Annotated in this window: 19 protein-coding genes; 3 read left to right on the top strand and 16 right to left on the bottom strand. The window is 61.4% G+C overall.

The window, feature by feature from the left end:
• Positions 1-10: 10 nt before the first annotated feature.
• Entirely contained in the window at positions 11-709 is a 699-nt protein-coding gene (locus V5B44_RS08810; RefSeq protein ID WP_332358708.1) for a haloacid dehalogenase type II, read from the top strand.
• A 190-nt stretch (positions 710-899) separates the two neighbouring features.
• Here the strand turns inward: V5B44_RS08810 and V5B44_RS08805 are convergent, their stop codons facing one another.
• The 4 genes from V5B44_RS08805 to V5B44_RS08790 form a co-directional block, all read right to left on the bottom strand.
• Positions 900-2,228: a TolC family outer membrane protein gene (locus tag V5B44_RS08805; protein ID WP_332358707.1), complete on the bottom strand. Its 1,329-nt coding sequence runs from the start codon at positions 2,226-2,228 to the stop codon at positions 900-902.
• 2 nt (positions 2,229-2,230) lie between these two features.
• Positions 2,231-3,616, bottom strand: coding sequence for an HlyD family type I secretion periplasmic adaptor subunit (locus V5B44_RS08800; RefSeq protein ID WP_332358706.1), 1,386 nt, complete (start codon positions 3,614-3,616; stop codon positions 2,231-2,233).
• 16 nt (positions 3,617-3,632) lie between these two features.
• Positions 3,633-5,414: a type I secretion system permease/ATPase gene (locus V5B44_RS08795; RefSeq protein WP_332358705.1), complete on the bottom strand. Its 1,782-nt coding sequence runs from the start codon at positions 5,412-5,414 to the stop codon at positions 3,633-3,635.
• Positions 5,415-5,934: 520 nt separating this feature from the next.
• Positions 5,935-6,162, bottom strand: coding sequence for a hypothetical protein (locus tag V5B44_RS08790; protein WP_332358704.1), 228 nt, complete (start codon positions 6,160-6,162; stop codon positions 5,935-5,937).
• A 367-nt stretch (positions 6,163-6,529) separates the two neighbouring features.
• Here V5B44_RS08790 and V5B44_RS08785 point away from each other — a divergent pair, with 367 nt between their 5' ends.
• A complete protein-coding gene (locus tag V5B44_RS08785; protein ID WP_332358703.1) occupies positions 6,530-7,339 on the top strand; it encodes a DUF2189 domain-containing protein in 810 nt (269 codons plus the stop codon).
• 14 nt (positions 7,340-7,353) lie between these two features.
• Here the strand turns inward: V5B44_RS08785 and V5B44_RS08780 are convergent, their stop codons facing one another.
• Complete coding sequence (locus tag V5B44_RS08780; RefSeq protein ID WP_332358701.1) at positions 7,354-8,214, bottom strand: amino acid ABC transporter substrate-binding protein; 861 nt, start codon at positions 8,212-8,214, stop codon at positions 7,354-7,356.
• 236 nt (positions 8,215-8,450) lie between these two features.
• Here V5B44_RS08780 and V5B44_RS08775 point away from each other — a divergent pair, with 236 nt between their 5' ends.
• Entirely contained in the window at positions 8,451-9,458 is a 1,008-nt protein-coding gene (locus V5B44_RS08775; protein WP_332358700.1) for a DUF3616 domain-containing protein, read from the top strand.
• A 43-nt stretch (positions 9,459-9,501) separates the two neighbouring features.
• On the opposite strand, the gene V5B44_RS08770 is transcribed toward V5B44_RS08775, so the two are convergent.
• The 11 genes from V5B44_RS08770 to hisC all read right to left on the bottom strand — a co-directional run bounded on the left by V5B44_RS08770 (position 9,502) and on the right by hisC (position 21,017).
• On the bottom strand, positions 9,502-10,296 hold the full coding sequence (locus V5B44_RS08770; protein WP_332358699.1) for a 3'-5' exonuclease: 795 nt from the start codon (positions 10,294-10,296) through the stop codon (positions 9,502-9,504).
• A gap of 9 nt (positions 10,297-10,305) precedes the next feature.
• Complete coding sequence (gene cysM / locus V5B44_RS08765) at positions 10,306-11,205, bottom strand: cysteine synthase CysM (protein ID WP_332358698.1); 900 nt, start codon at positions 11,203-11,205, stop codon at positions 10,306-10,308.
• Positions 11,198-12,208: an ADP-glyceromanno-heptose 6-epimerase gene (gene rfaD / locus V5B44_RS08760; RefSeq protein WP_332358697.1), complete on the bottom strand. Its 1,011-nt coding sequence runs from the start codon at positions 12,206-12,208 to the stop codon at positions 11,198-11,200. Before rfaD ends, cysM begins: the two co-directional genes overlap by 8 nt.
• Before the next feature lie 9 nt (positions 12,209-12,217).
• A complete protein-coding gene (gene rfaE1 / locus V5B44_RS08755) occupies positions 12,218-13,150 on the bottom strand; it encodes a D-glycero-beta-D-manno-heptose-7-phosphate kinase (RefSeq protein WP_332358696.1) in 933 nt (310 codons plus the stop codon).
• An 83-nt stretch (positions 13,151-13,233) separates the two neighbouring features.
• Positions 13,234-14,403, bottom strand: coding sequence for a lipopolysaccharide assembly protein LapB (lapB, locus tag V5B44_RS08750; protein WP_332358695.1), 1,170 nt, complete (start codon positions 14,401-14,403; stop codon positions 13,234-13,236).
• A gap of 104 nt (positions 14,404-14,507) precedes the next feature.
• Positions 14,508-14,798 (bottom strand): LapA family protein, encoded by a 291-nt coding sequence (locus V5B44_RS08745; protein WP_332358694.1) that lies wholly within the window; start codon positions 14,796-14,798, stop codon positions 14,508-14,510.
• 59 nt (positions 14,799-14,857) lie between these two features.
• A complete protein-coding gene (locus tag V5B44_RS08740) occupies positions 14,858-15,151 on the bottom strand; it encodes an integration host factor subunit beta (RefSeq protein WP_332358693.1) in 294 nt (97 codons plus the stop codon).
• Positions 15,152-15,160: 9 nt separating this feature from the next.
• Positions 15,161-16,858: a 30S ribosomal protein S1 gene (gene rpsA, locus V5B44_RS08735; RefSeq protein ID WP_332358692.1), complete on the bottom strand. Its 1,698-nt coding sequence runs from the start codon at positions 16,856-16,858 to the stop codon at positions 15,161-15,163.
• Positions 16,859-17,048: 190 nt separating this feature from the next.
• Positions 17,049-19,019, bottom strand: coding sequence for a bifunctional 3-phosphoshikimate 1-carboxyvinyltransferase/cytidylate kinase (locus V5B44_RS08730; RefSeq protein ID WP_332358691.1), 1,971 nt, complete (start codon positions 19,017-19,019; stop codon positions 17,049-17,051).
• Positions 19,016-19,903, bottom strand: coding sequence for a prephenate dehydrogenase (locus tag V5B44_RS08725; RefSeq protein WP_332358690.1), 888 nt, complete (start codon positions 19,901-19,903; stop codon positions 19,016-19,018). The genes V5B44_RS08730 and V5B44_RS08725 overlap by 4 nt, the downstream gene beginning before the upstream one ends.
• Before the next feature lie 25 nt (positions 19,904-19,928).
• Complete coding sequence (gene hisC / locus V5B44_RS08720; RefSeq protein ID WP_332358689.1) at positions 19,929-21,017, bottom strand: histidinol-phosphate transaminase; 1,089 nt, start codon at positions 21,015-21,017, stop codon at positions 19,929-19,931.
• Positions 21,018-21,026: the final 9 nt, after the last annotated feature.

The following is a 21,026-nucleotide window of genomic DNA, read 5'->3' as shown; positions in this document are numbered from 1 at the left end:
TCGGCGGCGCATGGAGATCAAGCACCTGGAAGGCATCAGGGCGTGCGTTTTCGACGCCTACGGCACACTTTTCGACTTCAATGGCGCGGCCCTGGCGGCCAGCGACCAACTTGGTGAGAACGCGCCGCGCCTCTCCGAGATCTGGCGCCAGAAGCAACTGCAGTACACCTGGCTACGCGGACTCGCAGGACGGCATACGGATTTCTGGCAGGTAACCGGCGACGCTCTCGATTACGCACTCGCCGCCCTTGGAATCGATCGGCCCGGCCTGCGCACACAGCTACTGGACCTCTATTTGCATCTTGATTGCTATCCCGAGGTGCCGGAGACTTTGTCCCGGCTTCGGGCAGCCGGACTGAAACTGGCGATTCTCTCCAACGGCACACCGGCGATGCTCGCTGCGGTCGTTCGCCACAACGGCCTGGAGAGCTTCTTCGACGCCGTCCTTTCGGTCGAGGAAGTCGGCGTCTTCAAACCGCACCCAGCCGTCTATGGCCTGGCGTCCGATCGTCTGCAAATCGCCCCAACGGCTATTTGCTTCCTCTCGTCGAACGCCTGGGATGCCTACTCGGCCAAGGCATCGGGCTTGCGCGTCCTGTGGTGCAACCGCTTTTCTCAGGCGCCAGAGCGGATTCCCGCAACACCGGATGGAGAAATCCAGGATCTGTCGGCAGTGCCGTCGATGCTCCTGCCTGCCAGCGCCCGCTAGCGCCGCCAGCGACAGCCTGTCAGACCGCGAAGCTGTTGCACCAGATCACGCTGTCGAAATGTCCAGCCGGTAAACCGACGATCAATGCTAGACGATCGCCGCAACACTCAGAACCTAAGGCACGCTGATCGAAGAGCACAAGCTGGTCGGGCGGTATGAGTCTCGGTTGCGCTTGGTACCATCACCCAATTCACTTTGGAGGCAGGAGCAAGGTCGCAATCTCGGCCACATCCTTTTCCGACAGCACTCCGGCGGCCGCCTTGAGCTGTAGTACGTTGGCCAGATACTCGTAACGCGCCTGCGCCAGGTCACGCCTGGCAACGAACATCACCCGTTCGGCGTCGAGCACGTCGGTGTTGGTCCGGATCCCCGCCTTCATGCCACGCATCGTGCCTTCAACCGCCACTGCGCTGGCATCGACCGCCTTCTCGTAGGCGGCAATCTTGCTACCACCTGTTTCGACCGCCATGAACTGCCGCCTGACCTCAATCAGCACCTCATTCACCGCAGCATCCAGTTCAGCCTGAGCGCGCTCGCGGTTAGCCACCGCCTGGCCGGTCAGCGCGTTGACCCGGCCGCCGGCAAACAGCGGAATGTTGAGCTGCACACCGACGGCATTGATCGAGTCTTTCTGGTTGAGCTGCGAAATCGTTTCGTTCTCTGCCCTCGAAGACCGGGCGACCAGGTCGAGCTGCGGATAATGGCCGGCGCGGTTGCGGTCGACCTCCAGGCTGGCAAACTCGTACGCCTTGCGCCGGGAACGAATCTCTGCACTGTTGCCCTGCGCCAGCGTCGACCATTCGTCCAGGTTCCCGGGCTGCACGCCGTTGGGCGAGAACTCCGGGCGGAGGAGCCAGAGTGGAGCCATCGGCTGGCCGGTCATGCTTTCCAGCCGCAGCATTGCGACCGACAAGCGGTCGAGCGCATCGGCGCGTCCGGCACGGGCGAGCTGCAGCCTGGACTCTGCTTCGGCAACCTCGGTCACCGTACCCTCACCACCTTTGCGACGCCGCTCGGCCAGTTCGCGCTGCGCCTGATAGGCCGAGATTTCAGCATCGGTCAGGGCCAGTCTCTCCATCGAGAACAGCGCGTCAAAGTAAGCACCCGAGAGCTTGACTGCCAGTTCCGCCTCCTTGCGGTCGAAGACGGCATCGCTGAAAGCGGCCTGGATGCCTCCTTGCTGGTAACGCACAAAACTGTCGTAGTTGAACAGTGGTTGCCGCAGGACGATCGCGGCCGCCTGTTCCCGATAGTCGAGATCCTGACTAAGGTCAGCCCGCGTCGATTCGCGCTCGCCCTTGTTCTTCGAAAAGGAGCCGGTAATCGCTACGTTAGGCAACAATCCCGCGCGACCGATAGCGATTGCGTACTGACCGGCGTCCCGCTCGTAGCGCGCCGCGCGGAAGGCTGGATCGTTCTGGCGAGCCGCCTGGTACGCGTCCATCAGACCCGCAGCCAGCCCCTGCGAAGACAACAGCACCAGCGTGCAGCCGGCCAGCCTGGCAGCCCAGCTACTCATGCTCACTCCTCAGTCAGGGCCGACTTCATCCGATCGAGCATCGGCTTGAACAGGTAGTTCAGCATCGTCCGCTCGCCGGTCTTGATGAACACCTCGGCGGGCATTCCGGCCTTGATCTCATGCAACTTCAGCTTTTTCATGCCGGCCTCGGTCACCACCACCTGACCACGGTAGAACGGCGGGACCTTCCCCTGTGGATCCGTCGTCGCGTCGGCAGCCACCTGAACAAACTCGCCAGGAATCTGTGGCGTGGTTTTCTGGTTGAAAGCCGGAAAAGTGATGTCGACCGGCAGGCCCAGACGCACCTTGTCGATCAGCGTCGTCGGAATCTGCACATCGATGCGCAATGGCTCGTTCTTCGGCACCACGTCCATCAGCGGTGTACCCTGCGCCAACACGCCGCCGACGGTATGAATGCTCAAGCCGACGATGATTCCTTCTGACGGGGCGCGCACCTCGGTGTTTGCTAGCTCGAAAGCCAGTCCCGTGAGACGACTATCGAGCGAACTGGCTTCCTTCTGCACCTCGGCCAACCCGTTTTCCACCTCTTTCTCATACTCCTGCTGGCGCGCCACCATTCGCATCCTGACCTCGCCGATGCTTTGCTGGGTGCGACCCAGATTCCCCAGATCCTCGGAAATGGCGCCGCTGAGTTGCGCCAGCAGGCGCTCCTGCTCCGATAGACGGTTGCGTGGCAGATAGCCATCGGCCGCCAGCTCCCGCAGGCCCTTCAATTCCTCGAGCAGGAGCTTTGTCTGCTCTTCCTTGGCCCGCCGGGTGGCCTCGAGCCCCTTGGCAGACGACTGGAGGCCGGCCAGCATGTTCTTCATCGCCCCCAGTTCGGCCGCCAAGGCCGCCTGCCGGGAACGCAGCAACTGTGTCTGGACGGCCATCGCGCTGGCTGCCCGCGGATCGTCCTTCTCCTTCAGCAGCTCTTCGGGAAAGACGATTTCCGGACTCCCCTGGGCGTCGGCCAACAGCCGCGCCTCGGCTGCCTTGACCACGAACCACTGACTGCGGGCCACTTCGAACTGCGAACGGGCCTGGGTTGGGTCCAGTCGCACGAGCACATCGCCGCCCTTGACCTCATCGCCGTCCTTGACCAGGATGGCCTGGACCATTCCGGGCCCGAGATTCTGCACCGTCTTGCGGTTACCCGTCACCACCACCTGACCACCGGCCGGTACGCCTTGATCGAGCGGCGCCAGCGCAGCCCACAACAGAAAGCCGCCGAAGCCAATGGCCAGCACAAGCCAACCAAGTCGGGAAGCACGTCCATGATTGATATCGACGCCCGCTATCTCCGCTGTCTTCTTGTCGCTGACATCACTGACCTCGCTGATGTCGCTGTCGGTTGCTTGCTTCCGCTCAAAAATGTTGATCGCCATGCTCCTAGCTCGCAAATCAGGCGCCGACAATCGGCGCCACTGGAAGGCTGATGGCAGCCGCCACCGGCGGCGGCGGACGAGCCGCTTTCTCTTTACCGCCACCCGCAGTCGGCCCATTCCCCGATCGGATGGCCGCCAACACCTGGTCGCGCGGACCATGCGCCTTCACCGTTCCTTCGTGCATGACCAGAATGCTGTCGGCCACCGCCAGCGTGGTCAAACGATGGGTAATGATGACCACCGTACGCTTCTTCGCCTTGAGGCGCCGGATCGTCTCGGCCAGAGCTGCCTCGCCCTGATCGTCCAGGTTGGAATTCGGCTCATCGAGGACGATCAATGCGGGGTCGCCGTACATGGCCCGTGCTAGGCCAATCCGTTGCTTCTGGCCCCCCGAGAGAGCGCTACCCGCGTCGCCAAGCGGTGTGTCATAGCCCTTGGGAAGCAGCAGGATCAGTTCGTGGACACCCGCGGCCTGCGCTGCCGCGAGAACGTGGTCCGAATCGACCTCGCCGAAACGAGCGATGTTCTCGGCCACCGTCCCGTCAAATAACTCGATGTCCTGCGGCAAATAACCCAGGTAGGGGCCGAGTTCGTCCTTGCTCCACGTGAATATGTCCGCGCCATCAAGGCGGACGGCCCCGGCAAGCGCGGGCCAGATGCCAACCAGCATGCGCGCCAGGGTGGACTTGCCGGACGCACTTGGACCGATAACTGCCACCACCTCTCCTGCCTTGAGGCTGAAATTCACGTTCCTGAGAATCAGCACCTTGCTTCCGGGCGCGGCGGTCGCAGCGCCGTCTACCAGCACATCACCCAAAGGCCTCGGCAAGGGCATCCCGGCGATACGAGCAGGGTAGATGCGCAGCAGTTCGGTCAAGCGCTGGTAGGCAGCGCGTGCTGAAACCAGTTGCTTCCAGTTGGCAATCAACACTTCGACCGGCGCCAGCGCACGCCCAACCAGGATCGAGCCGGCAATCATCATGCCCGGAGTGATCTCGCCATTGATCGCCAGCAGCGCGCCATAACCCAGCGCCAGCGACTGCATCGAGATGCGCGCAAACCGGGTCAAGGCGTTCAGTACGCCAGCGCGATCACTCGCCACGGCTTGTTGTATCAGGAACTTCTGGTGCAACTGAAACCAGCGCCGACGGATCGCCGGTAGCATGCCCATGGCCTCAATCACTTCGGCATTGCGCAGATGATTGTTGGCCTGCGCGTTGGCCGCCATCGCAAGCTTCTGCGCTTCCGCCAAGGGTGTTGCCGAAACGCGCTCGTTGACCACCGCCAGAGCCACCAGCAACAACACTCCGATCAGCGCGAAGACTCCCAGTTGCACATGCAGCAGGAAGATCACGATCAGGTAGATCGGCATCCAAGGCGCATCCGTCAGAGCGATCAGGCCGGCACCGGTCAGCGTCTGCCGCATCGACGAAAGATCGTTCAGCGCTTGCGCCGGATTCTGGCCAGCTTGCCGGAGGTTGCGCTCGAAGGTGGCATTGAAGACCCGGGTATTGACGTCTAGATCGAGGCGTGCCCCGACGCGCACGAGAACCATCGACCTGATCCACTCGAGCAAGGACATCAACGCAAACAAGCCGAGTGTAATCAGGGTGAGCATCAGCAGCGTCGTCGAGTTGCGACTATTCAACGCGCGATCGTAGACCTGGAGCATGTATATTGACGGTGTCAGCATCAACAGATTGATGAAAAAGCTGAAGGCGCCGACGGTCAGGAAAGCCCGGCGAAAGGACAGCAGAGCCTCTTCGAGTTCGGGGCGCTGTTGGGAGTTCTTAGTCATCGACACGCTTCCTTGGAAACCACATTACTCCCGCCGCATGGCACGCCGTGGCTTGCCCCCAGCCGTCATGCCAACCGGCGCCGGCCGGCAACCGCCCGACGCAACCGCCAGGTCAGTCGAAGAGGGTTGAGCTGTCAGGAGCCACCCAGCACTGGCCCGGTCGCAGAAACCTGCATGGCAAGCAGCCGATACCTGCCTCGTTGCTCGCAGCACGAATGATGCCTGACGACTATCAGCGAGAATGTGCACTTGTTCATGCTTCCTGCAACTCCTTCAAGTGCGCAGACGATCAGGCATCGCACCAGCACATGTGGAGACCGCAAGCGCCAGCGGCTTCAGCCCCTCCCGAAAGAGCCGCATGGCCCGCAAAGCACGAGGCGAGCAGGTGCGGGGTCTCTCGGCGACGAGAGGGCACACCAGCCTTGTCTGCGCAGGCGATCGCGGGATTTGGCGACGCCGGGAAGCAGGCGGCCCTGGCCGCTCGCTGGCCGGCCTGGCCTCCTTGCCTGTCGCGACTGGATCAGTCCTGCGATCGAACCGCGCTGCCCGTCTTGCCTGACGCAGTCAGCGCCCACAACAGGAAAAAACAGCCAACGACGGTTGCCGCAATACCTGCCTGAAGGAGAGTCGTCAACTGAAAGCCGCCCATATAGTATTTCCCCTGCAGGCGTACCACGGCAGCAGCAACGCACAGAAGCAGGCCGCCGATGCCGGCGATGCGTCCCAAGAGCAGCAAAAGACCATTCATTTCCAAACCCCCTTTCAGCGAGGAAAACTGCCGCTTCCTGCCGCCAGCAGAACCGCTACAGCCTGTCCGCGGCATCGAATGGTACACTGCGGAAAGCGTCAACGCGGAGACTTTCGCCTGGATTGTAAGCGAGCGCGCTTCCGAGTCAAGCACTGCTTGCGGCTGTCAGCGGTGGCAGCGAGTCTGGACCTCACTAGCTGCGCGGGTCGTCGCAAGCCATTAGGCTCGTCCTGTCGCCGCACGAAGCCACACTGGCAGGAGTGCCTGAGGCGCCAAGCTCGCAAACAGACTATTGCTGCCAATGCTCCACCTGTTACGATGCTCCCCTCAACTGCCACACCATGACGACAGCCACCGAGAGCAGCCGATGAACCAGGACAATTTGCCAGACACCCGGCGCCCCGCGAGTCGCTTCCCGATCATTCGCCAAGTTCAGGCCAGAGCCATCCTCGGCTGGCTGCGGGCCGGATGGCGTGACTGCCGCGAAGGAGGCGTGGCCAGCCTCTTCTATGGCGCCTGCTTTGCCGCCGCTGGCTGGCTGATGCAGGCGGTTTTTGCCCAAGCCTATGCGCTCTTCGCGGGACTCACGACAGGCTTTCTGCTCTTGGGCCCTTTCCTCGCACTGGGGCTCTACGACCTTAGTCGACGAACGGAACTCGGAGAACCGCCACAACTCCTCCCTACCCTTGCTGCCTGGCGCCCCAACCTGGCCAATGTCGGCCTCTTTGCCGCCCTGCTGGCGGTTGTCCTGCTCGTCTGGGCGCGCGCATCAATCGTTGTTTTTGCACTCTTTTTTGCTGGCGGACTGCCCAGCTTTGCCGACGTGGTGCGCACGGTCCTGACCTTCGAGCAAGCCGATTTCGCGCTCGTCTATTTCGCTGTCGGTGGCTTTTTTGCGACCTTCGTCTTTGCCATCAGTGTCATCGCCCTGCCGCTGATGCTCGACCGCAAGACCGATGCGATCACCGCAGCGATCGCCAGCCTCGTCGCCTGTGGTCGCAACCCCGGCCCGATGCTGCTCTGGGCCGCCTGCATCGTGCTCCTCGTCGCTATCGGATTTGCGACCTTCTTCTTCGGTCTGATTCTGACTATGCCTCTGGTCGGGCACGCAACCTGGCACGCCTACCGGGACCTCGTTCAGGTGGACGACCACCGGCACGACCTAGCCACCCGCTGAGCGCCAGCCAGATCCTACTCTGGCAGGCCATTCAGAAAATACAGACTCTCCAGCCGTGCTCCTGGCTTAGCAAGAAAGCCAAACCAGCGGTCATGGATGCCGTAGATCTCGCGGCTCCGGCAGAGGCGGGCCAACTCACGATTCACCGCCAGGCGAAAGTCCGCGTCGTTGCGGCGCATCATCAAGGCGTAGGGCTCATAGGAAAAAGTCTCGTGCCCGATCGCCCAGTCTGTCTGAGTGCCGGAGTCCAGGGCAAGGCCAATCAGTAGCGCACGATCCGAGGCGTAGGCATCGACCTTCCCTTTCACCATCTCCGCAATCCCCTGCTGGTGGTCGCTGACCCTGACCAGCTCGGCGGCCACCTTATGCTGCGTCAGGGCATCGGCGATCGTCCGTTCGGTTGTTGTCCCGGCGGCAACGGCAATCCGCTTGCCGGCCAGATCCTCGAAACGCTTGATGCCCGCAGCCCGGCGTGAGAGGTAGGCAGCCCCATCGATGAAGGTCGGCAGACTGAAATCGACTTCCTGCATGCGCGAAAGCGAACTGGTGGTAGAACCACATTCGAGGTCGATCTCACCCGACTTCAGCTTGGCAATGCGGGTTTCAGGAGTCACTGGCACCCAAAGCAACTGCAATTCGTCAATACCGAGCTGTCGGACGATCGCAGCCACCACCCTGGTGCACAGATCGACCGAATAGCCCCAGGGCTGGTTATCATTGCCGGTATACGAGAATGGAATCGACGCCTCCCGGTAACCCAGCGAAATCGTCTTGGATGCCTTGATCTTGTCAAGCGTCCCGGCCGCCTGTGCTGGCATGACAAGAGATAGGCCCAGAGTCGTCAGGATAAACGGAACCCAGCGATGGAGCCGCATGTACTTTCTCCCTAACCGTGTTTTCTGCAGAGGGGCCGATTCTGACATGTCTTCGGCATTCTGCAAATCGCTTTGTTGGTCCGCTTCCGCCGCGATCCAGGCAATCGTGATCGCCACGATGGTCGCATCATCGTTGCAGACTGGGGCATGAATACCGCCGAAAACCCGCAAACGGCTTGCCCGGGCAACACCCGACGCTATACCTCACCCTCCGCAACGCCACGAGATCGCCATTCATGAGCCGCCTGATTCCTTTCACCGCCATACTGCTGGCATCTGTCCTGACCGCTGCGCCCGCCGAGGCAGAAACAACGTGGTACCGTGGCCTCTGTGATGCCTCCGCTGGCGTCGCGCTCAGCCCGTCACACTTCGTCGTCGCTGATGACGATCACGACATCCTGACCATCTATCGCTTTGGCGAGCCTGACCCCGCCGCCAGCGTCGACCTCACCGACTACCTTGGCAATCGCCAGCCAGACGGCAAAAGCAGGAAAGGAGACATCGAGGGTGCCGCCCGGATCAAAGACCGGATCTACTGGATATCCTCGCACGGACGCAACGGCGAGGGGAAGATCCAGGAAGCGAGGCAGCAGCTTTTTGCCACCGAGGTGATCGAGACTGCTTTCGGACCCAGGGTAAAGGCGCTGACCGCACCGCCCTACAAGCGGCTCATCCCCGATCTGATTGGCGATCCACGCTTCGCGCCACTGGCTACGGCGAGCGCTCTGCAGAAGCCGCCCGAAGACCCGGGCGGCTTCAATATCGAAGGCCTTGCCGCGACCCTCGACGGGCATCTGCTGATTGGCTTCCGCAATCCGCTGCCCGAGGGCAAGGCCTGGCTGGTACCCTTGAAGAATCCAGCTGAGGTGATCGGCAAGGCGGCCGCACCCGTTTTCGGGGATCCTGTTGCGCTTGATCTCGGCGGAAGGGGAATTCGCAGCATCGAGTTCGTAGAATCGCGCTACGTGATCGTCGCCGGACCATTTGACAACGGCAAGCGCAGCGGCAAAGGCTTTGCCCTCTACACCTGGTCCGGTAAGGGCACTGACTCGGTCAAACGAGTCAAGAAAGTGGACTTTGGCACAATGCACCCGGAGGCGATCTTCGCGGCAGACGGCAAGAACGCGATCTATCTGCTCAGCGATGACGGTAATGACCTCTGCAAGAACGCAAACGTGCCGCTACGCAAGAAGTCATTTCGTGGCGTCGCCATGGCCCTCACCGGCCCCGACAAAAAACACTGATCACGGAGACTTCCGCCAGCGCGGGGCAACACAAGACGAAGAACTACCGCCCCTGTTGCCAGGCAACCAGGAACTCCTGCCAGTGCGGCTTGCTGAGCCTCTCCAGTTCACTGCGCAGGAAGGACATCTCCCGGTCGTATTCGGCCCGTGAAAGCTCGCCGCGCATCAGGCGAAAGCGGACCGAGACGAGATAGGTATTGAGGGCATCGGTTTCGCAGTAGTCGCGGACTTCGGAGATCCGGCCCGCCTGCCAGGCCTGCCACACCTTGCTGCCGTCCATGCCTAGTTTTCCGGGGAAACCTATCAGCTTGGCAAGCTCGTCAAGCGGCGCGCTGGCACGCGGCTGATACATCGCCAGCAGGTCCATCAGATCAAGGTGCCGCGTGTGATAGCGGCTGATGTAGTTGTTCCACTTGAAGTCGCGGCTGTCAGCGTAGTCACCGTCACCGAGGTCCCAGTAGCGCGGCGCGGCAACCCCGTGAATCAGCCCGCGATAGTGCAATACCGGCAGATCAAATCCGCCACCGTTCCAGGACACCATCTGCGGCGTAAACTTGTCGACGCCATCGAAGAAGCGTTGAATGATCTCGCCTTCGCCCTGCTCTGGCTCGGCCAGCGACCAGACCCGAAAATCCTTGCCTACCCTGAGTACGCAGGAAATCACCGCCACCCGTTGCAGGTGCAGCGGCAGGAAATCGTGCCCGCTCGCTGCCCGCCGATGCTGAAAGGCGAGTTCGGCGACCTCGTCGTCAGAAAGCGCCGGGTCGAGAGCATGCAACCGGCGCAAACCCTCTACATCAGGAATGGTCTCGATGTCAAAGACGAGAACCGGCTTCATCCAACACTCTCAAGCCGGAAACACCCCGGTCGACAAGTAGCGGTCACCGCGATCACAAACGATGCTGACGATGGTCGCGTTCTCGAGTTCATTGGCGAGCCGCAGGGCAACGACCAGCGAGCCACCGGACGAGATGCCGGCAAAGATACCCTCTTCACGCGCCAGGCGGCGGGTCATCTCCTCCGCCTCCCCCTGGGCAACCGGCTCAACGCGATCAACCCGCGTACGATCAAATATCTTTGGCAGGTAGGCTTCCGGCCATTTGCGGATGCCCGGAATCTGTGAACCCTCTTCCGGCTGACAACCGATGATGCAGATGGCAGGATTCTGCTCCTTCAGGTAGCGTGAGACCCCCATGATCGTCCCGGTGGTTCCCATACTGCTGACGAAATGCGTGATCGCCCCGCCGGTCTGCCGCCACAGCTCGGGACCAGTACCTTCATAGTGCGCCAGCGGATTGTCCGGATTCGCGAACTGATCGAGGATGATACCCCGACCTTCATTGCGCATGCTCTCGGCCACGTCGCGCGCCAGCTCCATGCCGCCATCCCGGGACACCAGCACCAGTTCTGCGCCAAAAGCCTGCATCGTCTGCCGACGTTCTAGGCTCTGGTTCTCCGGCATGACCAGAATCATCCGGTAACCGCGTGCAGCAGCGACCATCGCCAGCGCAATGCCGGTATTCCCGGACGTGGCCTCGATCAGGGTATCACCCGGCTTGATATCGCCCCGCTTTTCGGCGCGCGAAATCATCGACAGCGCGGGGCGATCCTTGACCGACCCGGCCGGGTTGTTTCCCTCCAGTTTGGCCAGAATGCGGTTCCCGCGAGCCTCGCCAGCGGTCCCCGGCAAACGCTGCAGACGAACCAGCGGCGTATCCCCGACGTAATCCTCGAGCATTTTATCCATGACTGGACAGCCATCGCACGTACTGCGAAACGCCTTCCTCGACGCTCGCGAACGGCAGCTCGTAGCCCGCCTTGCGCAGCTTCGACAGGTCAGCCTCGGTGAAACTCTGATATTTGCCAACGAGGTCCGGCGGAAACGGTACGTACTCGATCAACCCCCGCTCAATCAGTTGTGCCAAGGGCAGCGGCTGGTCACCGGACAGCGCCCGGCACGCATTGACGCTGGCTGCCGCCAACTCATTGAAGGTCTGGGCCCGACCGCTACCGACGTTGTAGATACCGGATTTTTCGAGATGCGGATGATCAAAAAAATGCAGATTGACGCGCGTGACATCACCCACATGAACAAAATCACGCCGCTGCTCGCCATCGGCATAGCCGGCGCAGCCTTCGAACAATCTGACCTTGCCCTCGTTGCGAAACTGCTGGTAATGATGAAAGGCGACCGAAGCCATTCGCGCCTTGTGCGATTCCCGCGGACCATAGACATTGAAATAGCGGAAACCAACGACCTGCGAGTTGAACGAACCGGCGACCGCCAGGCGCTGACGAACAATCTGGTCGAAAAGGAACTTCGAATAGCCGTACACGTTGAGCGGCGCTTCATGAGCGCGCTCCTCCCGAAAAACGCTGCCACCGCCATAGGTCGCCGCGCTTGATGCATAGAGCAACTGCACCTCCTGGTCGAGGCACCAGTCGAGGATCGCCAGCGAGTAACGGTAGTTGTTCTCCATCATGTAGCGGCCGTCGCTCTCCATGGTATTGGAACACGCACCCTGGTGGAGAATCGCATCGACGTCACCGTCAAAGTCGCCGGCAAGCAGGCGGTCGAGGAATTCATGCTTGTCGATGTAATCAGCAAGGTCGCAATCGACGAGGTTGCGGAACTTGTCGGCCCGGCTCAGATTGTCAACAGCGATGATCTTTCGCACTCCCCGGTCATTGAGCGCCTTGACAAGATTGGAGCCAATGAAGCCGGCCGCACCGGTCACTATTGTGTACATGCACTTACCTCATTTCAGTGCGGCAGCCAGTTCGTCGCGACTGACGACCGCCGTACCGAGCTTGCCAACCACCACGCCGGCAGCGACGTTCGCCGCATGCACCGCCTCCGGCCAGCTGGCACCACCCGCGAGCATCACTGCCAGGGTGGCAATCACCGTGTCGCCAGCCCCCGAAACGTCAAACACCTCTCGGGCCACCGCCTTCTCGTGGAGCGCACCGCCGGCGTGGAAGAGCGACATCCCCTCCTCACTGCGGGTGACCAGCAAGGCCTCCAGTCGCAACCTGGAGCGCAGTGCTTCGGCTTTGCGCGCCAGTTCCTCATCATCGTGCCAGCGGCCCACCACTTCACGCAACTCGGCGCGGTTGGGTGTCACCACGGTCGCGCCCGCATACTTCGAAAAGTCGTCACCCTTGGGATCGACCAGGACCTGCTTGCCGGCAGCGCCTGCCAGACGGATCATCTCACCGATGTGCGCCAGGCCACCCTTGCCGTAATCAGAGAGGATCACCGCATCACATTCCCGCAAACGCGACTTGAACTCGACGAGTTTGGCGCGCAGCACCTCATGCGATGGAGTGGTTTCAAAATCAATCCGCAACAGCTGCTGCTGCCGGCCGATCACACGCAGCTTGACTGTCGTGCTGATCGCGGGATCGACATGCAGGCTGACATCGATCCCGCTGGCCACCAGCAGCCGCTGCAGGCTCTGGCCAGCCTCATCGTCGCCAACGACGGAGAGAAGGGCAACCCGCGCGCCCAGAGCAGCGACATTGCGTGCGACGTTGGCGGCGCCTCCAGGTCGCTCTTCACTGCGGCCCACCTTCACAACCGGCACCGGCGCTTCGGGTGAGATACGTGCAACGTCGCCAAACCAGTACCGATCAAGCATCACGTCGCCGACGATGAGCAGCCGTGCAGCCGACAAGTCACCAACGTGCACGGCAACCCATCTCGGCAGGAAAAATTTTGCTCACGAGGCTGACCCGCCTCATGCCAGGCACGGTGAATGGCAAGACGAAACTCCTAAGGTGTCAGATCGAACTCTTCGGTCCGCTTCGGCGAATAGGTTTCCCAGCCGCCACAGGCCGGACAGCGCCAATAGAACTGGCGCGCCTTGAAACCGCAATTATCGCACCGATAGCGAGCCAGGCGACGGGTGTAGGTCTGAACGATCCCCTTTGCCAACTCGAGGTCCGGACGACTGTCCGGCGAGGCAAACAGCAGTCTCGCCGCCAGCAACTTGTCGAATCCAAGCAGAGTCGGGTTACGCTTCAACTCGTCGCGAACCAACTTGTACGCAGCTTCCGCTCCATCGCCTTCGAGCACCAGTTGAAAAACCACGTCCAGCAGGTCAAGCGACGGATAGTGTTCAAGATAACCACGCAACAACTGCAGTCCCTCTTCGCGTCGATCCAGCTTGCGAAAAGCGTCAAGCAGACGCTGCGCGACCAATGCCAGGTAAGTTGGATCCTGCTGCTCGATCCGCTGCCATGATTCGATAGCGGCGAGCGGCTGATCCTGCTGCAACTGAATATCCCCCTGGAGAAGACTGGCTCGAACGCACTTCCGATTGCGCTCCAGCGCGGTATCCAGGTACGCCGCCGCCAGATCCCGCCGCGAGCGCATCATTTCGGCCGCGGCCAGCTCGCAGTAGTACTCGGCAACCTCCTTGTGGGAAGCGAAGTCCGGCAGTTCAGAGGCGATCGCTATCGCCTTCTCCCAGTCCTTTTCAAGTTGATAGATCTCGAGCAGGTTGCGCTTGGCGCTTTCGGCCAGTTCTGAGTCGCGCAACTTGTCAAAAACCTCTTCAGCGCGGTCGAGCAGGCCGGCCTTGAGATAGTCCTGTCCGAGTTCAGCCAGTGCCTGCAGCTTCAGGTCCTGCTTCAGATCCTCACGTTCGATGAGATTCTGGTGCATCCGGATGGCACGGTCGGTCTCCCCCCGACGACGAAACAGGCTACCGAGCGCAAAATGCAACTCGACCGTCTGCGGATCGACCTTGACGGCTTCCACAAAAGCCTCGATAGCGCGGTCTGGCTGCTCGTTTAGCAAGAAGTTGAGACCTTGAAAATACGAACGCGGCAGGGCGCGCGACTCCTTCACCAGATGCCGGATATCGATGCGCGCTGCGGCCCAGCCGAGACCAAAAAACAGCGGAAAAAGCAATAGCTGCCAATACTCGAACTCGATCATCAATGATGCCTGCGAGGATAATATGACCGGCCAACTGCAGTTGCCGGGATGGGGCAGGAGCGGAGACCATCAGACGAACGGTCAGCGCGGCCTCCCCGACAGATTCAGACCTGACGATCCTGATATGTGACCAGGCTGCCGGCCTTCTCCTTCAGTTCGCGCTTGAGCTTTGCGACCTCCCGACGCAGACCAAATACGCTACCAAGCAACGACAAGACCGCAAGCGCGGCACCCGCGACAAAAAAACCAGCAAGACGATCACCAGAGGTGCCTGCCAGACAGTGTCCAGCACGAAGCGGACGCCCACCGGCTCGGTATTCTTGATGGCGAACGCGAAAAGGAAAAGAAAAAGAACAATTCTCGACGCCCACAGCAACGCACGCATCAATCACCATCCCACAGAAAACGGGCGGCAACTGTCGTTACCGCCCGCAATACGCCACGCCCTGACCACTCAGATCGATTCCAGCGAGCCGTCGACGCGCTCCCGCAGTTCCTTGCCGGCCTTGAAATGCGGCACCCATTTTTCGGGAACCTCAACCTTGTCACCAGACTTTGGATTGCGACCGACACGCGGCGGGCGGTAGTTCAGCGCAAAACTGCCGAAACCACGAATCTCGATACGATCCCCCCTGGCCAGCGCTTCTGCCATCGCATCAAGAATCATTTTCACCGACATATCTGCATCCTTGGCGACCAGTTGCGGGAAGCGCCCAGCCAGTTCGGCGATAAGATCCGACTTGGTCATTCCGTAACCCTATTGGGGGTTATTCAGCTTGGCCTTGAGCAAGGCACCCAGATTGGTCGTACCGGAACTGGCGCTGCTGTCAGCAGAAAACTTCTGCATCGCCTCTTGCTGCTCGGCCTGCTCCCGGGCTTTGATCGACAGGCTGATCGAACGTGTCTTGCGATCCACGTTGATGATCATCGCTTCAACCTTGTCTCCTTCTTTGTACACCTTGGTCAGATCGTCGATCCGGTCGCGCGACACCTCCGAAGCGCGCAGGTAAGCCTCGATGTCACCTTCCAGCATCACCACCGCGCCACGCGCATCCACCGACTTGACCACCCCGCGCGCGATACTGTTCTTGTCGTGGGTCGCGATGTAGCTGGTGTAGGGATCCCCGTCAAGCTGCTTGATCCCCAGAGAGATCCGCTCCTTGTCAGTGTCGATCGCCAGTACCACCGCATCAACCTCGTCACCCTTCTTGAAATTGCGGATGGCTTCCTCGCCAGGCAGAGACCACGACAGGTCGGACAGATGGACGAGGCCGTCAATGCCGCCGGGCAGCCCGATGAACACGCCAAAATCGGTGATCGACTTGATGCCGCCGTGCACCCGATCGCCTTTCTTGTAGTTCATTGAAAACTCATCCCACGGGTTTGCCGCGCACTGCTTCATGCCCAGGGAAATACGGCGGCGATCTTCATCGATTTCGAGGATCATCACTTCGACTTCGTCACCCAGCTGCACGACCTTCGACGGGTGGACGTTCTTGTTGGTCCAGTCCATCTCGGAAACGTGCACCAGGCCTTCGATACCCTGCTCGATTTCGACAAAAGCGCCGTAGTCGGTCAGATTGGTCACCTTGCCGAAAAGGCGTGTGGTCGGCGGGTAACGGCGGGAGATGCCAACCCACGGGTCTTCACCCAGTTGCTTGAGACCCAGCGAAACGCGGTTCTTTTCCTGATCGAACTTCAGGATCTTGGCCTGGACTTCGTCGCCAACAGCAAGCACCTCGGAGGGGTGACGAACGCGACGCCATGCCAGATCCGTGATGTGCAGCAAACCGTCGATACCACCGAGATCAACGAAGGCACCGTAATCGGTGATGTTCTTGACCACGCCCTTGACAACGCTGCCCTCCTTGAGGGCTGCCAGCAGTGCATCGCGCTCTTCACCAACGCTGGCTTCGAGAACGGCGCGACGGGAAACAACCACGTTGTTACGCTTGCGGTCGAGCTTGATGACCTTGAATTCGTAGGTCTTGCCCTCATAGGGCGTGGTGTCCTTGACCGGACGCATGTCAACCAGGGAACCTGGCAGGAAGGCGCGGACGCTGTTGGTCATTACCGTCAGCCCCCCCTTGACCTTGCCGGTGATCGTGCCGGTGACCAGCGTACCATCGTTCAGCGCCTGCTCGAGCGCATTCCACGCGGCGACCCGTTTCGCCCGGTCACGCGACAGGCGGGTTTCACCAAAGCCGTTCTCGAGTTGCTCAATGGCGACCTGGACGAAATCACCGACGGTGACTTCGAGTTCGCCCTTGTCACTGAGGAATTCCGCGATTTCAATGTAGCTCTCCGACTTGAGACCGGCATTGACAACCACGAAGTTGTGGTCGATGCGCACAACCTCCGCGGTAATCACCTCTCCAGGACGCATTTCCTGACGTCCGAGGCTCTCTTCGAAAAGTTCGGCAAAGCTTTCTTGCATGGTGGGATTGGCTGACATATGAGTTGAATTACCTATCCGCAGAACTGCGGGGTGAGTTAAAAACGATCACCAGTTCCGGGAACTCCGGAAACCTCACCCTAGCGGGGAAGCAAGGACACTGCACCGACAGACCCCGGGCGGCAGAGCCGCGGGCCAACGGAACGACGCGTCGAGCTGGTGACACCTTGGGCAAACGGCAGCAGCCGCTTCACCCACTTTTCGGAACCTTGTTGACCCAGTCCAGCACCCGTGCCACCGCTGTTTCGATGGTCAGGTTCGTCGTGTCGAGCAATTCAGCATCCGTACTCTGCTGCATCGGAGCGACGCTACGCTGGCTATCCCGTTCGTCGCGCTCGCGCAGATCCAGCGAGAGGGCTGCAATACTAGCAGCCATTCCTTTTTCGATCAACTGCTTATGCCGCCTCCTGGCGCGCATCTCGACGCTCGCGGTGAGGAAGACCTTGGTCGCCGAATCAGGGAAGACCACCGAACCCATGTCGCGCCCGTCGGCCACCAGCCCGGGTGGGCGACGGAAAGCGCGCTGCCGGAACAACAGGGCAGCACGCACGGCGGGAAGCGCCGCCACCCGCGAAGCCGCCGCAGAGATTTCTTCGCTACGGATGACGTCCGCAACCTCATCGCCAGACAGCGTGATCCTGGTCCCGGCAAACTCGACATCCAGCCCGGCAGCAATGGCCGCCACGCCGGCTTCATCGTCCCAGGAAACTCCGCCCCGCCGGGCAGCCAATGCGGTCAGGCGATACAAGGCGCCAGAGTCGAGGTAGTGCCAACCAAGCGTCTGGGCAACGCGCGCGGCGACCGTCCCCTTGCCCGAGGCAGAGGTTCCGTCGATGGCGATCACCGGTACCGCCCGGGTAAGCTTCGCGAAGCACTTGAAATAGTCGGGGAAGGTCTTCGCCACCGTCCGCGGGTCGTTGATCCGCAGTGGTGTGCCGAGGGCCGCCAGCGAGAAACACATCGCGATCCGGTGGTCATCGTAGGTGTCGATCGCGGCCGGCTGCAGACCCTGAACCCCGACCGGCGGAAAGACGCGGATGAAATCCGAGCCTTGCTCGACCACCGCACCCAGCTTTCGCAACTCGGTCGCCATCGCGGCGATGCGGTCGGTTTCCTTGACCCGCCAACTGGCAATGTTTCTCAGAGTGGTTGGTCCTTCGGCAAACAGAGCGGTGGTGGCCAGCGTCATGGCCGCATCAGGGATGTGGTTGCAATCCAGTTCGATACCTTGCAGCCTCCCGCGAGCAACATCGGGCAGCGGCGAGGATGCCTCGATCCAGTTGGCTCCAGAAGTGATTCGAGCCCCCATGCTGGCCAGGGCATCGGCAAAACGTACATCGCCCTGGATCGAGTCAAGACCGACGCCCTCGACGCGCAGCGGCCCACCGCCAATCGCGCCGAGGGCCAGAAAGTACGAAGCTGACGAGGCGTCGCCTTCAACATGGACCACCCCTGGCGAGCGATATGAACTGCCCGCCGGCACTGTAAAGCATCGCCAGCCGTCGCGCAGCACGTGCACGCCGAAACTCGCCATACTGGCCAGCGTGATATCCACGTAGGGTTTGGAGATCAGCTCGCCGACCACTTCCACCTTGGTTTCGACGCCGCGCAAGGGCAGCGCCATCAGCAAACCGGTCAGGAACTGGCTGGACACATCGCCACGCACTCTGACCGTACTCAGCGCGCAGCTTGCGGGGGGACGAATGGCCAGCGGCGGAAAGCCCTCGACACCAAGGTAGCTGATGTCTGCGCCCAACTGTCGCAAACCATCGACCAGATCGGCGATCGGTCGTTCGTGCATGCGCGGCACGCCGGTCAGCCGGTAGTAACCACCAGAGAAAGCCAGCACCGCAGTCAGCGGCCGGAAGGCAGTCCCGGCGTTACCGAGAAAGAGATCGGCCTGACGAACGGGCAACATGCCACCGCAACCGGTAATGGCAACAGCGTTATCTGCCAGCAACTCGACAGCTACGCCGAGCGTCCGAAGTGCATCGAACATGCGCGCCGTGTCGTCGGACACCAGCACCTCGCGCAGTTCCGTCCTCCCCACGGCCAGAGCGGCCAATAGCAGAACCCGATTGGAGATGCTTTTCGAGCCCGGCAGACGTACCCTGCCCTGCGCCGTCAGCACCTGCGGCAGATCGATGAAGTCCCCGCTCACTCCTGCCCCTTACGTTCGGCCCACTCGCGCCGAGCCGCCCTGGCAAGGTCGAAGGTCGTCTCCAGGGCGGCACCGTCACCCCGTTGCAGCGCATCACGCAGCTGGTCGAGTTGCGCGCGGTAGCGGTCAAGTTCCTCTAGCAAAGCCGCCCGATTGGCCAAGCAAATGTCGCGCCACATCTCCGGGTGACTGGCAGCGATGCGCGTGAAGTCCCGGAAACCGCTCGCCGCAAAGCCGAACAACAGATCGCGATTTTCGCGCCTCGCCAGTTCATGCACCAGGGCAAACGAAAGGAGGTGTGGCAAATGACTTACCGCGGCGAAAATCCGGTCATGCTCGGCTGCGGTCAACTCCCTGACCAGGCCACCACAACACTCCCAGGCCGAGCGGACGCGGGCCACGCGCTGCGGACCGTTTTCCGGCAATGGCGTCAGCACCACTTGCTTGTCGCGATAGAGATCCGCCCGCGCGGCCAACGCACCACTGTTTTCCGCGCCGGCGATCGGATGGGCGGGAACGAACTGCCCGATCCTGTCGCCAAAGTGCGCGCGAGCTGCCGCGACCACGTCCTCCTTTGTGCTGCCACCGTCGGTAACCACCGTCTGCGGTCCGAGGCAAGGGGCTATGCGGCCCATGATTTCCGCAGTCTTGCCAACTGGCGTGGCTATCAGCACGAGGTCAGCATTCGACACCTCCTGCCCGACGTTGAAGCCGACGCGATCCAGGATCCCCAGTTGCAGCGCCTGGTTCAGCGAACCGAGGGTGCGCCCGAAACCGACGATCTCTCCTGCCTGTCCGGCGGCCTTCAGCGCCAGCGCGAAGGATCCCCCGATCAGCCCGACGCCGAAGACGACAACCTTCCCGAACAACGGCGCGCCGCTCACGGCCGCCCCCAGGCGCGCTGGTGGTTCATAGCGATGCCTCGAGGGCGGCAAGAAAGCGCTGGTTTTCAGTTTCGGTGCCGATCGTGACGCGCAGCCAGTCCGGCATGCCGTAGGCAGCGATCGGTCGAACGATGACGCCTTGCTTGAGCAAGCTCTGGTTCACCAGGGAGGCATCGATCACCCGGAAGGTCACGAAATTGCCGTGCGAAGGAATGTGCGTGCACCCCAGACGCTTCAGTCCACCGACGATCTGCTCCATGCCCGCACGGTTCAGCGCGTAGCTGGCGGCGACGAACTGGTGGTCGTCGAGCGCCGCGGCGGCAGCAGCCAGGGCGAGATTGTTGCAGTTGAATGGCTGGCGGACGCGATTCATGAGGTCCGCGATGTCGGCCGACGCCAGCGCGTAACCGATGCGCAGGCCGGCCAGACCGTAGATCTTGGAAAACGTACGGGTGATCACCAGATTCGGCATTTCAGCCAGCCAGGCCGTCGTCTCGAATCGCTCGGCAGGCGGCAGGTACTCGTTATACGCTTCGTCGAGAACGACCACGACATCCGCCGGCACGGACTTGACGAACAGCTTGAGCTGCGGATAGGGCAGAAAGGTTCCGGTCGGATTATTGGGGTTGGCGATCCAGATCAACCGCGTATCGGCTCTGATCGCCGCTCTCATGGCCTGCAGATCATGACCGAAATCCCTGGCCGCAACCGCAATCCCCTCGGCCCCGGTGGTCAACGTCGCCAACGGGTAGACGGCAAAGGCATACTGGGCAAAAATCGCCGAACGACCCGGCGCAAGGAACACCCTTGCGATCAGATCAAGGACGTCATTGGATCCGTTGCCGAGAACGATACGTTCCATACCCAGACCGGTCCGCTCGGACAACGCCTGCTTGAGAGCGAAATCATCCGGGTAACGCGCCAGGCTGGCCATCGCCTCGACCACTGCCGCTCGTGCTTTCGGACTCATGCCCAGAGGATTCTCGTTCGAAGCCAGCTTGACGATCTGGTCGACGGCAAGACCCATCTCGCGCGCCAGCTGGGTGATCGGCTTGCCTGGCTGGTAAGGTGAAACGGCCCGAATGTATGGTAATGATTGCTCGTGGAGTGACATCTGCGGTCC

This window comes from Candidatus Accumulibacter necessarius, from assembly GCF_036625085.1.
Note: the sequence above shows the minus strand (reverse complement) of the source record. Positions and strands in the feature narration are given on the sequence as shown.

Excerpts from the sequence above, each read along its gene's own strand:
- V5B44_RS08810 (WP_332358708.1), top strand. The coding sequence starts at position 11 with ATGGAGATCAAGCACCTGGAAGGCATCAGGGCGTGCGTTTTCGACGCC.
- V5B44_RS08805 (WP_332358707.1), bottom strand. The coding sequence starts at position 2,228 with ATGAGTAGCTGGGCTGCCAGGCTGGCCGGCTGCACGCTGGTGCTGTTG.
- V5B44_RS08800 (WP_332358706.1), bottom strand. The coding sequence starts at position 3,616 with ATGGCGATCAACATTTTTGAGCGGAAGCAAGCAACCGACAGCGACATC.
- V5B44_RS08795 (WP_332358705.1), bottom strand. The coding sequence starts at position 5,414 with ATGACTAAGAACTCCCAACAGCGCCCCGAACTCGAAGAGGCTCTGCTG.
- V5B44_RS08790 (WP_332358704.1), bottom strand. The coding sequence starts at position 6,162 with ATGAATGGTCTTTTGCTGCTCTTGGGACGCATCGCCGGCATCGGCGGC.
- V5B44_RS08785 (WP_332358703.1), top strand. The coding sequence starts at position 6,530 with ATGAACCAGGACAATTTGCCAGACACCCGGCGCCCCGCGAGTCGCTTC.
- V5B44_RS08780 (WP_332358701.1), bottom strand. The coding sequence starts at position 8,214 with ATGCGGCTCCATCGCTGGGTTCCGTTTATCCTGACGACTCTGGGCCTA.
- V5B44_RS08775 (WP_332358700.1), top strand. The coding sequence starts at position 8,451 with ATGAGCCGCCTGATTCCTTTCACCGCCATACTGCTGGCATCTGTCCTG.
- V5B44_RS08770 (WP_332358699.1), bottom strand. The coding sequence starts at position 10,296 with ATGAAGCCGGTTCTCGTCTTTGACATCGAGACCATTCCTGATGTAGAG.
- cysM (WP_332358698.1), bottom strand. The coding sequence starts at position 11,205 with ATGGATAAAATGCTCGAGGATTACGTCGGGGATACGCCGCTGGTTCGT.
- rfaD (WP_332358697.1), bottom strand. The coding sequence starts at position 12,208 with ATGTACACAATAGTGACCGGTGCGGCCGGCTTCATTGGCTCCAATCTT.
- lapB (WP_332358695.1), bottom strand. The coding sequence starts at position 14,403 with ATGATCGAGTTCGAGTATTGGCAGCTATTGCTTTTTCCGCTGTTTTTT.
- V5B44_RS08745 (WP_332358694.1), bottom strand. The coding sequence starts at position 14,798 with ATGGTGATTGATGCGTGCGTTGCTGTGGGCGTCGAGAATTGTTCTTTT.
- V5B44_RS08740 (WP_332358693.1), bottom strand. The coding sequence starts at position 15,151 with ATGACCAAGTCGGATCTTATCGCCGAACTGGCTGGGCGCTTCCCGCAA.
- rpsA (WP_332358692.1), bottom strand. The coding sequence starts at position 16,858 with ATGTCAGCCAATCCCACCATGCAAGAAAGCTTTGCCGAACTTTTCGAA.
- hisC (WP_332358689.1), bottom strand. The coding sequence starts at position 21,017 with ATGTCACTCCACGAGCAATCATTACCATACATTCGGGCCGTTTCACCT.